The sequence below is a fragment of the Cupriavidus sp. 01T418 genome (assembly GCF_056398885.1).
The window spans coordinates 356,125-369,686 of the sequence record NZ_JBFTQG010000003.1 but is presented as its reverse complement, the minus strand read 5'-3'; the positions used below and the strand labels follow the sequence as shown (position 1 = coordinate 369,686).

The following is a 13,562-nucleotide window of genomic DNA, read 5'->3' as shown; positions in this document are numbered from 1 at the left end:
GCCCGGCGCGGGCGGCCCTGCCGGCGCATTGCGGCAAGCACGGCAGCCGCCCCGGCCGCCCGATCCCAGGAACAGCCCAAGCGCCATCGCATTCGTTGGTATACTTCGTCGCCATGATAGCTAATTTCAATGCGGATCGAGCACTTCGGCTCGCTCGCGAGACCCTCCAGATCGAAGCCGATGCCGTCGCCGCCCTCGCGGGCCGCCTGGACGGCGAATTTGCGCAGGCCGTCCAACTGACCCTCAATTGCAGCGGACGCGTGGTCGTGTCTGGTATCGGCAAGTCGGGACACATCGGCCGCAAGGTCGCCGCCACGCTGGCATCGACCGGCACGCCGGCCTTTTTCGTGCATCCGGCCGAGGCCAGCCATGGCGATCTCGGCATGGTCACCCGCGACGATGTGCTGATTGCCTTTTCCAACTCCGGAGAGACCGCCGAGCTGCTGTCGATCGTCCCGATCGTCAAGCGCATCGGCGCCAAGCTGATCTCCGTGACCGGCAACCCCGACTCCACGCTGGCCAAGCTGGCCGACGCCCACCTCAATGCCGGGGTGGAGAAAGAGGCCTGCCCGCTCAACCTGGCCCCGACCGCCAGTACTACCGCCGCGCTGGCGATGGGCGACGCGCTGGCGGTGGCTGTTCTGGACGCCCGCGGCTTCGGCGAAGAGGATTTTGCCCGCTCGCATCCGGGCGGCGCGCTCGGGCGCAAGCTGCTGACCCATGTGCGCGACGTCATGCGCAGCGGCAATGCGGTGCCCAAGGTGCGCGAAAGCACGCCGCTGGCCCAGGCCTTGATGGAAATCACCCGCAAGGGCATGGCCATGACCGCGGTAGTGGACCCGGACGACCGCCTGATCGGCGTGTTCACCGACGGCGACCTGCGCCGCCTGCTGGAAACGCCGCGCGACTGGAAGACCGTGCCCATCAGCGAGGTGATGCACCGCTCGCCGCATACGGTGGGGCCGGACCAGCTGGCGGTGGAAGCCGTGCAGGTCATGGAGGCGAACCGTATCAACCAGATGCTGGTGGTCGATGCCGACCAGCGCCTGGTCGGTGCCCTGCACATCCACGACCTGACCCGCGCCAAGGTCATCTGAGGGCAACCAGAACCTATGCAGGATCTCCTGTCCTCCCTGAGCCGGCTTGGAATGCGAATCTTGCCGCTGCTGCTGATGGCGCTGGTGGCGGGCAGCACATTCTGGCTGGTGCAGGTCAATTCCCCGAAGGAAGCCGCCACCGGGCCGGTGGGCAAGAAGCATGAGCCCGATTACTACATGATCCGTTTCTCCGCCACCGAACTCGCCGAGGACGGAAACACCAAGATGCGGTTTACCGGCGACAAGATGATCCACTTCGAGGATGACCAGACCTACGAAGTCACGCGTCCGGCCATGCGCGCCTATGAAATCGACCGTCCGCCCGTGACCGGCCACTCCGATCGCGGCACGATGAACGCGGAAGGCTCGGTGATCGACCTGTTCGGCAATGCCTTCATCGTGCGCGCCCAGGGGCCCGACCTCGCCAAGGATCCCCAGATGACCGCCGCCTCCGAGTATTTCCAGGTGCTGGTCAACGATGACATCGTCAAGACCGACAAGGCTGTCAAGCTGACCCGCGGCCCGTCGGTGATGACGGCCAACGGGCTGATCTTTAACAATGTCACCCGCGAAGTACAATTGCTGGGTAACGTACGCGGCACCATTATCACGGGACCGCCGCCGGCGAGCCCCGTGAAGTAGTCCATCTCCCTTGTTCTTCGACAGCCGCCAGGAAACGAAGCCGCCCGCGGGCTACAGCCGTCCGCGCCAACCGCCATCACGCCAACATGAATCCATTCCTGACGACATCGTCCTGTCGCCGCCGCACCACGGCCGCTTTGCTGACGCTGGCAGCCGTCCTTGGCCTCGCGCTGGCCGCGCCCGCCAGCGCGGAGAAGGCCGACCGCGACAAGCCGCTGGTGCTGGAGGCCGACAACGCCAGCTACGACGACGTCAAGCAGGTTTATGTGCTGACCGGCAACGTGGTGCTGACCAAGGGCACCATGGTGCTGAAATCCGACGCGGCCGAAGTCCGCACCGATCCCGAGGGCTACCAGTACGCCGTGGCCACGTCCAAGGGCGACAAGCAGGCCTATATCCGCCAGAAACGTGACAACGTCGACGAATACATCGACGGCTGGGGCGACCGCATCGAGTATGACGGCAAGCAGGAATTGTCCAAGCTGATCGGGCGCGCACGCATGGCGCGGCTGGCCGGCGCCAAGCTGGTCGACGAGATCCGCGGTGCGGTGATCACCTATGACAGCCGCAACGAGTTCTACACCGCCAGCGGCGGCGCGGAGAACGCGACGGCGGGCAGCCCGTCCGGGCGCGTGCGCGCCGTGTTGTCGCCGCGCCAGGAGCAGCCCGCCAGCGGCGCCGCCGGCAAACCGGTGCAGCTCAAGCCGGCGCCCGCCCCCGTCAACCCCTGACGCCGCCGCGTCGCCCGATCCACGGATTCCAGCTTCATGACCGAGACCCAGACCCAAACCGTTACCGAGGCCGTTACCCAGGCCGCTCCCCGGGCCGCGCCCGCCCATCCCGCCGCCCTGACGGAGAGCAGCACGCTGGTCGTGCGTCACCTGAAAAAGCGCTACGGCTCGCGCACGGTGGTCAAGGATGTGTCTCTCGACGTCAAGAGCGGCGAGGTGGTTGGGCTGCTGGGGCCCAACGGTGCCGGCAAGACCACCTCCTTCTACATGATCGTGGGGCTGGTGGCGCTGGACGAGGGCGACATCGTGCTCGACGACAAGCACATCAGCGGCCTCGCCATCCACGAACGGGCCCGCATGGGCCTGTCCTACCTGCCGCAGGAAGCCTCGGTGTTCCGCAAGCTCAATGTGCAGGAGAACATCCGCGCGGTGCTGGAGTTGCAGGTCCAGGACGGCAAGCCGCTTGGCAAGACCGAGATCGAGCGCCGGCTGGACACGCTGCTCGATGACCTGCAGATTGCCCACCTGCGCGACAACCCGGCGCTGTCTCTGTCCGGCGGCGAGCGCCGCCGCGTGGAAATCGCCCGTGCGCTGGCTTCGGCGCCGCGCTTCATCCTGCTCGACGAGCCTTTCGCCGGCGTCGACCCGATCGCGGTCGGCGAGATCCAGCGCATCGTCAGCTTCCTGAAGGCGCGCAATATCGGCGTGCTGATCACCGACCACAACGTGCGTGAGACGCTTGGCATCTGCGATCACGCCTATATCATCAGCGAAGGCGCCGTGCTGGCTTCAGGCCAGCCTGAAGACATCATTGCCAACGAATCGGTGCGCAAGGTCTACCTGGGCGAGAATTTCCGCATGTAAGGGCTCACGGGCGGCACGCGGCGTCTGGCGCGAATTTGCGCCCAGGTGCCTCCGGTGCCCCCTTTTGTCCGGCAAACGATCACGGCGGCGTCAGCGATAGCAATTTCCGTTCCACCAGTACGGAAGTTGGGCATAAAATAGGTCGCATGAAACCGTCGCTTCAGCTCCGCCTCTCGCAGCATCTCGCGCTTACGCCGCAACTCCAGCAGTCGATCCGGCTGCTGCAACTGTCCACGCTCGAACTGCAGCAGGAAGTGGAGCAGGCGCTGACCGAGAACCCGCTGCTCGAACGCGAGAACGACTGGCTGGACAGCCCGCTGCGCGTCGCTGCCGACGGCTCGGTCAATTTGCAGAGCGCGCCCGCGCCGGCGCCCGCCGACGGCCAGGGCACCAGCGAGAACCGGCCCGACGGCGCGCCCGAAGCCGAAGACAATTATTCCGACAGCAATGAAGACTACGGCAGCGACTGGAGCCTCGACGATTTCGCCCGCCGCCCGCAGGGCGACGACGACGAAAAGACGCCGATGCAGTTGCGCGATGCCGAACCCACGCTGCGCGAATACCTGATGGAACAACTCGCGCCGCTGAAGATTTCCATGCGCGACAAGGGGCTGGCCATCTTCCTGGTGGAATCGCTGGACGACGACGGCTACCTGAGCGCCTCGCTCGAGGAAATCTGCAGCGAACTGCCGGAGGAGCTCGAATTCGAAATCGACGAGGTCCACGCCGTCCTCACCCTGCTGCAGAGCTTCGATCCGCCTGGTGTGGGCGCACGCAACGCAGCCGAGTGCCTGGCGCTGCAATTGCGCCGGCTCAAGCACCCGCAGCGCGACCTGGCGCTGAACATTGTCACCAACCACCTGGAACTGCTTGCAGTGCGCGACTACACGCGCCTGAAGAAGGCGCTGCAGGTGGACGAGCCGGAACTCAAGTCCGCGCACGAACTGATCCGTTCGCTGGCGCCCTATCCTGGCCATGCGTACAGCCGGCCGGACGCCGACTTCGTCGTGCCGGACGTGTTTGTTCGAAAACTGAACGGCGGCTGGATCGCGCAACTCAATCCGGACGTGATGCCGCGACTACGTATCAACGACATGTACGCGCAAATCTTGCGCGGTGCAAAAGGCGATGCGGGTGCGGCTGGACTGCAGCAAAAGCTGCAGGAAGCACGCTGGTTGATCAAGAATATCCAGCAAAGGTTCGACACGATATTGCGCGTCGCACAAGCGATTGTCGAACGTCAGAAGAACTTCTTCACCCACGGTGAAATTGCGATGCGCCCCTTGGTTTTGCGGGAGATTGCCGATACACTGGGATTACACGAGTCCACCATCTCTCGGGTGACTACCAATAAATACATGGCAACGCCGATGGGGACTTTCGAGCTGAAGTATTTCTTCGGCAGTCATGTTTCCACAGAAACCGGCGGCGCGGCCTCGTCAACGGCAATCCGTGCGTTGATCAAGCAGTTAATAGGAGCCGAAGACGCCAGGAACCCCTTGTCCGACAGTCGGATCGCCGAATTACTCGGCGAGCAAGGCTTCGTAGTGGCACGGCGTACCGTTGCCAAATACCGCGAGGCGCTCAAGATTCCGGCAGTTACTCTCCGAAAGACTTTGTAGCCGAGCTGCATCGCCTGCCTGATGCAGCTCTTTCAGAAGGAGAAACGCTATGAACTTCAAGATCAGTGGACACCACTTGGACATCACGCCCCCGCTGCGTGAGTACGTGGAAACGAAACTGGAGCGTATCGTCAGGCATTTCGATCAAGTCATTGGCGTAAGTGTGCTGCTCTCTGTCGACAATACAAAAGAAAAGGACCGGCGGCAGTACGCGGAAATCAATCTGCATCTGAAGGGCAAGGACATCTTTGTCGAAGCGCACCACGAGGACCTGTATGCCGCTATCGACGCGCTGGTCGACAAGCTCGACCGGCAAGTGATTCGCCACAAGGATCGCGTGCAAAGCCACGACCGTGAAGCGGTCAAGTACCAGATGGCCGAATCGCAGATGCAGCAATGACCGTGCCTGGCGGCCCACAAACCGCGCCGCCTGTGTCAGTCCTCTGAAAAATGGAATCAAGCCGCGCCCATAGCGCGGCTTTTTCGTTGCTGGCGCCCGTCCGGGACCACGCAGGGGATTCCGCAACGCACACGTACCGGTGTATGCTGTGCAATACATAATTCACTTGGCTCGGCCATTTTTCCGTGCGCGCGGCACCACTTCCGCGCATCGGCTATTGCATTGCACAAGGCGGGGGCGGGCCTGCTCTATAATGGCCACACGCCCGACACCGGCATGGGGATACCCGGTGAAACATCGGACCTTGTCTTTTATCTTTTCTGCCCGCTGGGACGCCCCGAGGCCCCGGGCATGCTCTTACTAGAAAACGCTGCGCATTCCACACATGAATCGTTTGGCTAAATTGCTGCCACCCGGCAACATCAACCTCGACGTCAGCGTCACCAGCAAGAAGCGCGTGTTCGAACAGGCCGGGCTCCTCTTCGAGAACAATCATGGCGTAGCGCGCGCTACCGTGACCGACAACCTGTTCGCCCGCGAATCGCTGGGGTCCACCGGGCTGGGCGCCGGGGTTGCCATTCCGCACGGTCGCATCAAGGGACTGAAACAGCCGCTGGCCGCCTTCATGCGCCTGGCCGAGCCGATTCCCTTCGAGTCGCCGGACGGCAAGCCGGTCGCGCTGCTGATCTTCCTGCTGGTGCCCGAACAGGCCACCCAGCAGCATCTGGAAATCCTGTCCGAGATCGCCCAGTTGTTGTCCGATCGCGAGATGCGCGACGGACTGGCTACTTTGCCCACCCCCGACGACGTGCACCAGTTGCTGATGCAATGGCACCCCTGACCCGCCACTGAAAGTTCGTCCCTGAAAGCATTCGCATGGAACTCACTGGCGTCACCTCGCAGTCGATCTTCGACGACAACGCAGCCGATATCAAACTGTCCTGGGTAGCGGGACTGGAGGGCGCGGACCGTGCCTTCGATGTCGAGTTCGCGCGTGAAGCCACTTCCGCGGCCGATCTCGTCGGCCACTTGAACCTGATCCACCCGAACCGGATCCAGGTACTGGGCAAGCCCGAGATCACTTATTACCAGCGCCTCGACGACGAGATGCGCAAGCGCCAGATGGGCGAGCTGATCCTGCTGGAGCCGCCCTTCCTGGTGATCGCCGACGGCATGGAGCCACCGCCCGACCTGGAACTGCGCTGCACGCGCTCCTCCACCCCGTTGTTCACCACGCCGGTGTCTTCCGCGGCAGTGATCGATCACCTGCGCCTCTACCTGTCCCGCATTTCCGCGCCGCGCGTGACCATGCACGGCGTGTTCCTCGACATCCTCGGCATGGGCGTGCTGGTGATGGGCGAGTCCGGCCTGGGCAAGAGCGAACTCGGCCTGGAACTGATCTCGCGCGGACATGGGCTGGTGGCCGACGACGCCGTGGACTTTGTCCGCCTGGGACCCGATTTCATCGAAGGCCGCTGCCCACCGCTGCTGCAGAACCTGCTGGAGGTGCGCGGCCTGGGCCTGCTCGACATCAAGACCATCTTCGGCGAGACCGCGGTGCGCCGCAAGATGAAGCTGAAGCTGGTGGTGCAACTGGTGCGCCGCAACGACGGCGAATTCGAGCGCCTGCCACTCGATTCCCAGTACCTGGATGTGCTCGGCCTGCCCATCCACATGGTCAAGATCCAGGTGGCGGCCGGCCGAAATCTCGCCGTGCTGGTCGAGGCCGCCGTGCGCAACACCATCCTGCGCTTGCGTGGCATCGACACGCTGCGCGATTTCATGGACCGCCAGCGTGCCGCCATGCAGGCCGACGTGGCGTCGCGGGGCCAGGGCCGGCTGCTCTAGGCCTCGGCAACAAAGTCCTGACCGTGCGGACGTGCGAAAATGGCGAACCCTCCGGTTCGCCATTTTTCCTGGCGCCTTGCCGTCATGACGGCGTCATCACCTGATGTTATGCTTGCCGTGCTATGCGCATCATACTTATCACCGGCATCTCCGGCTCCGGCAAATCCGTTGCCCTGAACGTACTGGAAGACGCAGGTTATTACTGCGTTGACAACCTGCCGGCCCAGTTCATCCCGGAACTGGCCAAGTACCTCGCGGCCCAGGGCTACACGCATCTTGGCGTAGCCACCGACATCCGCAGCCGCGAATCGCTGGACGAATTGCCCGGCACGCTGCGCGACCTTGCTTCCGAACACCAGGTGCGGGTGGTTTTCCTGACCGCCAACACCGACGCGCTGGTACAGCGATACTCGGAAACGCGGCGACGCCATCCGCTGTCGATGCGCGTCGACAAGGCGGCGCTCCCCGCCAGCGCAGAAAGCGCGGGCGTTGCGGACAATGCACTCGATGCGCTGTACAGCGACACTTCCCTGATCGAGGCCATCGAGATGGAGCGCGAATTGCTCAGCCCGCTGGCGGAGGCTGCGCATCGCATCGACACGAGCAATGTGCGCACCAATACGCTGCGTGCATGGATCAAGGAATTCGTGCGCGGCGATGACCTGAAGCTCACCCTGCTGTTCGAGTCGTTTGGCTTCAAGCACGGCGTGCCCAGCGACGCCGACCTGGTGTTCGACGTCCGCTCGCTGCCCAATCCCTACTACGACCTGGCGCTGCGCCCGCTGACCGGCCGCGACGAGCCCGTGATCGAATTCCTGCAGAGCCAGCCCATGGTGCTCGCCATGGCCGAAGACATCCGCGCCTATGTGGAAAAGTGGCTGCCGAGTTTCATCGCCGACAATCGCAGCTACCTGACCGTCGCCATTGGCTGCACCGGCGGCCAGCACCGCTCCGTGTATATCGCTGAAAGACTTGCCAACTATTTTCGCGCCCATGGTAATGTGCTGGTGAGACACCGCGAGCTCGCACCGGGCGGCTAAGGCCGCATCGCCAGTTCTCGCGGCCAGGCTCGGCAGTCCTCGCCCGAAACTCTGCTGGCTCCGCATGTCACACGCCACGCCCGGCTCGTCCGCATCGCCCGCCGCCTTTTCCGGAACATCGTCCGGCACATCGTCGGTACCGCCTACGCTGGATAGCCTGCCGCTATTTCCGCTGCACACCGTACTTTTCCCGGATGGCCTGTTGCCGCTGCGCGTTTTCGAAGCACGCTACGTAGATATGGTGCGCGCATGCATGCGCGATCACACGCCCTTCGGCGTCTGCCTGATCGCCAGCGGCAACGAGGTTGCCCGCCCCAACGAGTCCACCATGCCCGAGCCCATCGGCTGCCTGGCCGATATCGTCGACTGCAATATGGAGCAGCTTGGCGTGTTGCTGATCAGCGCCCGCGGCCGCCAGCGTTTCCGGCTGCTGGGCCACAGCGTAAGCGCGGATGGCCTGCTGGTGGGCCAGGCGGAATTGCTGCCGCCCGACATCATCGATTGCAAGCTCGAACTGCTGGGCGAATGCCTCGCCGTGTTGCGCCGTATCGTTGCCTCGCTCCACGCGGAGCATCCGGGCAAGCTTCCCTTTGCCGAGCCGTTCCTGTGGGATGACCCGAGCTGGGTCGCCAACCGGCTTTGCGAGTTGCTGCCGGTGCCGCTCAGGGCCAAGCAGATGCTGATGGCGCTGCCGGATGCAGGAATGCGGATCGAGATCGTGCACAAGTACATGCACCAGCACCATATTCTCTAGAAAGGTCTGGAAAGGTCTGGAAAGGTACAAGGTGCGACTAAATCCGCTGCGCGGCCCGTGGCAGGCGCTGCGATTTCTTCGCACCTTCCGACGCGCGGCTTAGAACAAACCGCCTTGGGCTTGTGCCTCCAGCAGCTTGCGCACCGGTGCCGGCGTGCCTACCGTGCCGAGATCGTCCAGCGACAGCCAACGCAACGCGGGGCCGTTCGTGGCATCGTGCGCGGTCAGGCCGGTCACCTCCACTTGGATGGCGCGGATCAGCAGACGGAAGTGGGTGAAGACGTGGGTCAGTTCGCCGACCATGTTGGCAGTGGTGGGCGTGCCAAATTCGCGGGCGCGTTCGAGGGCGGCGTCTTCGGCCAGTTCGGCATCGAAGGGCACGGTATCGACGGGCATTTCGGGCAGGCTCCACAGGCCGCCCCAGATGCCGCTGTCCGGACGCAAAGCGAGCAGGACCTCACGGCCACGGCGCACCAGCAGCATCACGGTACTGCGCTCGGGAATGGCCGCGCGCGGTTTCGGCGTGGGCAGCACGGCGGTCAGGCCGTCACGGCGCGCCACGCAGTCGCTGGCCAGCGGACACGACGCGGCGGCGGCAAGGCAGGCTGGCTTGCCGCGCGAGCAGACGGTGGCGCCAAGATCCATCACCCCCTGCGTGTACGACACCATGTCCTCGGCCTGCTTCGGACCCTTGGCGGGCAGGACCTCCTCCGCGATGCGCCACATGCAGTTTTCCACCGCCTTGACGCCGGGGTGGCCGTGGATGCCGAAGAACCTGGCGAATACGCGCTTGACGTTGCCGTCCAGGATGGGCGAGCGCACGCCGGCGCTGAACGCGGCCACCGCCGCCGCGGTGGAGCGGCCAATGCCGGGCAGCGTCACCAGTACTTCGGGGTCGGTCGGGAACACGCCGCCATGCTCGCTCATCACGGCTTTTGCGCAGCGATGCAGGTTGCGCGCACGCGAGTAATAGCCAAGCCCCGCCCAGAGCGCCATCACCTCGTCCGCGCTAGCCTCGGCCAGGGCGGCCACGGTAGGCAGCCGGCCGACGAAGCGCTGGAAATACTCGATCACCGCGCCGACCTGGGTCTGCTGCAGCATGATTTCCGACAGCCAGATACGGTAAGGGTCGCGCGTGTTCTGCCACGGCAGGTCGTGGCGCCCGTGCTGGCGCTGCCAAGCCACCACGCGCGTGGCGAAATCGGCGGGAACGGCGTCGGGAGAAAGATCGGCGAGAGAGAGGGCGGAAGAGGCGGCTGGCTTGCGGGGCATCGGAAACGTGACGGGAAAGGCGGCGGCGCCGGAAGCGGCGGCGCGTCATGATACCGCCTCGCCGCCTCCGGCACTGCCGGCGGGCCGTTGCGTCAGGCCGCGACGGCCTTGAGCTGCCCGTCTTTCGCGTCCGCCCGCAGGATCTGCCGGGAGAAGGACTCGATGCGTCCGCTGCGCTCGTCCAGCCCGTTGAGCACTTCCTCCAGTTGCGCGATGCGGCCCTCCAGCGTGTCGGTAGCCTCGTGGATGCGCTCGATCGAATCCACCCGGCGACGCAACTGCTTCTGGTGCTCGCGCACCTGCGCTTCCAGCGGCGTCATCACCGACTTGAGCCAGATCTCGATATCGCGGTTGAGATCGCGGAAGGTTTCCAGCACGCGGCTGGCGATGGTGGAGAACGCGCTTTGCATCAGCTGGGGCCGCGAGCGCGTCAGCATGCTCATGGTGCCGAAATGCGTGTGGGCCAGCGCCAGCGTCTGCTGCAGTTCGCTGACATAGCGCGCGGTGACGAACTGGATCGGCGCCGGCAACGTAAAGCCGTGCTCGGCATTGAAGCGGCGGTACATGCCATCGGTAAGCTGGTGAAGCTGGACGATTTTCTGGTCGGCCTCGCTGACCAGCTCGCCAAGCCGCACGAACAGCCCGTCCAGGTCCTCGCGCATGCCGCGCGAGAAGAACCGCTCCTTCATCTGCTCGCGGCGCTCGCGCATGGTACGGCGTACGTCGCGCAGTTGCAGGCTCTTGATGATGTCGGCGCTATGGCGCCCGAATACAAGACGCAGCGCCTGGAACTTGGCGATACTCTGCTCGAACTCCTCCTTCTCCGAATGCACGCGCATCAGCATGTGCTTGACCATCGCGTGGTTCTTGCCGCGCAGGCCGCGCAACTCGAACAACTGCTCGACGATGCTGCGGCGGCGGCTCTGCAGCAGTTGCTGCGCGCCGCGCGCCATTTCCTCCACCGAGCGCTGCACCTGGTCGGCGACGATCTCGCGCCGCTGCGGGATCAACTGGTCCGACAGCACGTGCTCGAACTGCGGCAGGCCGCTGCGCGCCAGCAGGTCGTCGTCTTGCGTGACCTTGGCCACCAGGCCCTTCTGCGCCGACACCGGGTAGACGCGCGACTCGTCGATTCCCAGTACCTGGGCACTGTTGGTGACCTGGCGCGCGATTTCGGACGCGGTCTCGGCCGGCGACTTGAGCGGGTCCCACAGGCCGTCGATCTTGTTGAGCACCGCCAGGCAGCCCTTGCGGTGGCCCGCACTGACATGGCTGCGCCAGAGGTCGAGGTCGCTCTTGGTCACGCCGGCATCGGCGGCAAGCATGAACACCACCACATGCGCCTCCGGAATCAGGCGCAGCGTCAACTCCGGCTCGGTGCCGATGGCGTTGAGACCCGGCGTGTCGAGAATCACCAGGCCCTGACGCAGCAGCGGATGCGGGAAGTTGATGACCGCATGGCGCCAGCGCGAAATCTCCACCATGCCATCGGCATCGAGCGCGTAGGCGGCGTCGGGATCGTTCTCGTTGTACAGGCCGAGCGACTCCGCCATCGCGCGCGTGACGCGGTTGGTCTCGACCACGTGCCGGAACGCATCGAGCATCCCCTCCGGCGACGAGGGATCGAGCGGCACGGTATGCCAGTGCGCTTCGACGTCGAGGAAATCGGCGGTGGAGGCCTCCTGCAGGCGTGTCTCGATCGGCAGCAGGCGAATGCACGGCGCCTCGGCTTCGTCGTAGCGCAGCTCGGTCGGGCACATCGTGGTGCGCCCGGCGGAAGACGGCAGGATGCGCCGGCCGTAGTCGGCAAAGAAAATGGCGTTGATCAGCTCGCTCTTGCCCCGCGAGAACTCCGCGATGAAGGCAACCTTGAGCCGGTCGCTCTTGAGCACGCCCTGGATGCGCTGGACGCGTTCGTCGGCCTGGGCGTCGTAGAGATCGTGCTGCTGCAGCCAGGAGCGGAATTCGGCCAGGGAGTCGAGTACCCCGGTTCTCCAGGCGCCGTATTGTTCGAATTGAAGGGCGAGGGTTGTCATTGGCACTGGGGTCGGCTTGGCGAAAAGCCCCCGCGACGGCGCTGCAGGTCTGGCGTCTTGATGTCCGATAGCCTGCACCCGGGCGGTGACATGGTGTCTTGGTAACACTTTTTTACTTTGCTGAAGATACAGGTTTCCGGCGGACTTTTGTGAAATTCACGTCGCGTGGCGGCCCTGCTGTTGCGCCGGCCCATCGGCCTGCGTCGACGGCACCGGGAAGTTATCCAGTAACCACTTCGATGCGGGGATCGCCGCCGCGCAAGGCCGCCGTCATTTCAGCGCTGGCAGGTAGGGCAATAGAAAGTAGAGCGCTGGCCCTGGACGATCTGCCGGATGGTGGTGCCGCAGACCCGGCACGGATGGCCGGCACGGTCGTACACGGCGCAATCCAGCTGGAAATAGCCGCTGCTGCCATCGCTGCCGACGAAGTCGCGCAACGTGCTGCCGCCGCGCTCGATGGCACGGGCCAGGGTGTCCCGCACCGCTGCGGCAAGGCGTTCGCAGCGCGCCAGGGACAGCCTTCCGGCCGGCGTGGTGGGACGGATGCCGGCGGCAAACAGGCTCTCCGACGCGTAGATATTGCCCACGCCCACCACGATGTCGCCCGCCAGCAGCACCGTCTTGATGGCTGCGCTGCGCCCGCGCCCCAGGCGATACAGCCAGGCCCCGTCGAAGCGGGGATCGAAAGGCTCGACGCCCAGGTTGTGCAGCAGCGGATGCGTTGGCAACTGCGCCTCTTCGAGGGGGCTCCAGAGCACCGCGCCAAAGCGGCGCGGGTCGCGAAAGCGAAGCACCAGGCCGGTGCCAGTGCCGGCGTGGGCATCCGCGGGGTCCGCCAGGACCAGGTCGAGGTGATCGTGGCTGCCCGGCGGCGGCGCCTGCGGCAGCACCCGCAGGGTGCCTGTCATGCCGAGGTGGATCAGCAGCCAGCCGCGGTCATCCCCGCATGGCGCGTCCGGGAAGCCATCCGGCGGCAGGCCGGCCACGGCCGGGCGCACGCACTCCAGCAGCAGGTACTTGCCGCGCCGTTCGATACGCGCGATCACCCGGCCGGCCAGTTGCGCTTCAAGCTCAGGCTCGACCGGCCAGCGCAGGCCGCGATGGCGCACCACCACGTCGGTAATGCGCCGCCCCACCACGTGCGGCAGCAGGCCGCGCCGGGTCACTTCGACCTCCGGCAACTCTGGCATCGAACCTCTCCGTTTTGTGCCACTCCAACCGCCAGAGACCCCAGTCATACTGGCGCCATGCGGATC

General features: G+C 64.9%; 13 protein-coding genes. 10 read left to right on the top strand and 3 right to left on the bottom strand.

What is annotated here, in order from left to right; all coding sequences use genetic code 11:
* The first annotated feature begins 113 nt into the window (after positions 1-113).
* The 10 genes from AC1DQ3_RS05885 (at position 114) to AC1DQ3_RS05840 (ending at position 8,998) form a co-directional block, all read left to right on the top strand.
* Positions 114-1,097 (top strand): KpsF/GutQ family sugar-phosphate isomerase, encoded by a 984-nt coding sequence (locus AC1DQ3_RS05885; protein WP_477119228.1) that lies wholly within the window; start codon positions 114-116, stop codon positions 1,095-1,097.
* A gap of 15 nt (positions 1,098-1,112) precedes the next feature.
* Entirely contained in the window at positions 1,113-1,739 is a 627-nt protein-coding gene (gene lptC, locus AC1DQ3_RS05880) for an LPS export ABC transporter periplasmic protein LptC (RefSeq protein WP_477119227.1), read from the top strand.
* A gap of 86 nt (positions 1,740-1,825) precedes the next feature.
* Positions 1,826-2,470, top strand: coding sequence for a lipopolysaccharide transport periplasmic protein LptA (gene lptA / locus AC1DQ3_RS05875; RefSeq protein WP_477119226.1), 645 nt, complete (start codon positions 1,826-1,828; stop codon positions 2,468-2,470).
* Between the two features lie 36 nt (positions 2,471-2,506).
* Positions 2,507-3,334 carry an LPS export ABC transporter ATP-binding protein gene (gene lptB / locus AC1DQ3_RS05870; protein ID WP_477119225.1) on the top strand — a complete coding sequence of 276 codons (828 nt, stop codon included), beginning with the start codon at positions 2,507-2,509 and terminating at the stop codon, positions 3,332-3,334.
* Between the two features lie 146 nt (positions 3,335-3,480).
* Positions 3,481-4,956: an RNA polymerase factor sigma-54 gene (locus AC1DQ3_RS05865; RefSeq protein ID WP_477119224.1), complete on the top strand. Its 1,476-nt coding sequence runs from the start codon at positions 3,481-3,483 to the stop codon at positions 4,954-4,956.
* A gap of 49 nt (positions 4,957-5,005) precedes the next feature.
* Complete coding sequence (gene hpf, locus AC1DQ3_RS05860) at positions 5,006-5,356, top strand: ribosome hibernation-promoting factor, HPF/YfiA family (protein ID WP_477119223.1); 351 nt, start codon at positions 5,006-5,008, stop codon at positions 5,354-5,356.
* A 385-nt stretch (positions 5,357-5,741) separates the two neighbouring features.
* Positions 5,742-6,197: a PTS sugar transporter subunit IIA gene (locus tag AC1DQ3_RS05855; protein WP_477119222.1), complete on the top strand. Its 456-nt coding sequence runs from the start codon at positions 5,742-5,744 to the stop codon at positions 6,195-6,197.
* A gap of 35 nt (positions 6,198-6,232) precedes the next feature.
* Positions 6,233-7,204 (top strand): HPr(Ser) kinase/phosphatase, encoded by a 972-nt coding sequence (gene hprK / locus AC1DQ3_RS05850; protein WP_006159437.1) that lies wholly within the window; start codon positions 6,233-6,235, stop codon positions 7,202-7,204.
* A 122-nt stretch (positions 7,205-7,326) separates the two neighbouring features.
* Entirely contained in the window at positions 7,327-8,244 is a 918-nt protein-coding gene (gene rapZ, locus AC1DQ3_RS05845; RefSeq protein ID WP_477119221.1) for an RNase adapter RapZ, read from the top strand.
* A 64-nt stretch (positions 8,245-8,308) separates the two neighbouring features.
* Positions 8,309-8,998 (top strand): LON peptidase substrate-binding domain-containing protein, encoded by a 690-nt coding sequence (locus AC1DQ3_RS05840; RefSeq protein ID WP_477119220.1) that lies wholly within the window; start codon positions 8,309-8,311, stop codon positions 8,996-8,998.
* A gap of 99 nt (positions 8,999-9,097) precedes the next feature.
* On the opposite strand, the gene mutY is transcribed toward AC1DQ3_RS05840, so the two are convergent.
* From mutY to mutM, 3 genes are all read right to left on the bottom strand, one after another.
* On the bottom strand, positions 9,098-10,270 hold the full coding sequence (gene mutY / locus AC1DQ3_RS05835) for an A/G-specific adenine glycosylase (protein ID WP_477119219.1): 1,173 nt from the start codon (positions 10,268-10,270) through the stop codon (positions 9,098-9,100).
* Positions 10,271-10,362: 92 nt separating this feature from the next.
* Complete coding sequence (locus AC1DQ3_RS05830) at positions 10,363-12,306, bottom strand: dynamin family protein (RefSeq protein ID WP_477119218.1); 1,944 nt, start codon at positions 12,304-12,306, stop codon at positions 10,363-10,365.
* 275 nt (positions 12,307-12,581) lie between these two features.
* Positions 12,582-13,496, bottom strand: a complete 915-nt coding sequence (mutM, locus tag AC1DQ3_RS05825; protein ID WP_477119217.1) for a bifunctional DNA-formamidopyrimidine glycosylase/DNA-(apurinic or apyrimidinic site) lyase — start codon at positions 13,494-13,496, stop codon at positions 12,582-12,584.
* Positions 13,497-13,562: the final 66 nt, after the last annotated feature.

What these genes read in the sequence shown, in the direction of transcription:
- mutM (WP_477119217.1), bottom strand. Translation starts at nt 13,496, where the DNA reads ATGCCAGAGTTGCCGGAGGTCGAAGTGACCCGGCGCGGCCTGCTGCCG.
- AC1DQ3_RS05855 (WP_477119222.1), top strand. Translation starts at nt 5,742, where the DNA reads ATGAATCGTTTGGCTAAATTGCTGCCACCCGGCAACATCAACCTCGAC.
- AC1DQ3_RS05885 (WP_477119228.1), top strand. Translation starts at nt 114, where the DNA reads ATGATAGCTAATTTCAATGCGGATCGAGCACTTCGGCTCGCTCGCGAG.
- hpf (WP_477119223.1), top strand. Translation starts at nt 5,006, where the DNA reads ATGAACTTCAAGATCAGTGGACACCACTTGGACATCACGCCCCCGCTG.
- mutY (WP_477119219.1), bottom strand. Translation starts at nt 10,270, where the DNA reads ATGCCCCGCAAGCCAGCCGCCTCTTCCGCCCTCTCTCTCGCCGATCTT.
- rapZ (WP_477119221.1), top strand. Translation starts at nt 7,327, where the DNA reads ATGCGCATCATACTTATCACCGGCATCTCCGGCTCCGGCAAATCCGTT.
- lptA (WP_477119226.1), top strand. Translation starts at nt 1,826, where the DNA reads ATGAATCCATTCCTGACGACATCGTCCTGTCGCCGCCGCACCACGGCC.
- hprK (WP_006159437.1), top strand. Translation starts at nt 6,233, where the DNA reads ATGGAACTCACTGGCGTCACCTCGCAGTCGATCTTCGACGACAACGCA.
- lptB (WP_477119225.1), top strand. Translation starts at nt 2,507, where the DNA reads ATGACCGAGACCCAGACCCAAACCGTTACCGAGGCCGTTACCCAGGCC.
- lptC (WP_477119227.1), top strand. Translation starts at nt 1,113, where the DNA reads ATGCAGGATCTCCTGTCCTCCCTGAGCCGGCTTGGAATGCGAATCTTG.
- AC1DQ3_RS05830 (WP_477119218.1), bottom strand. Translation starts at nt 12,306, where the DNA reads ATGACAACCCTCGCCCTTCAATTCGAACAATACGGCGCCTGGAGAACC.
- AC1DQ3_RS05840 (WP_477119220.1), top strand. Translation starts at nt 8,309, where the DNA reads ATGTCACACGCCACGCCCGGCTCGTCCGCATCGCCCGCCGCCTTTTCC.
- AC1DQ3_RS05865 (WP_477119224.1), top strand. Translation starts at nt 3,481, where the DNA reads ATGAAACCGTCGCTTCAGCTCCGCCTCTCGCAGCATCTCGCGCTTACG.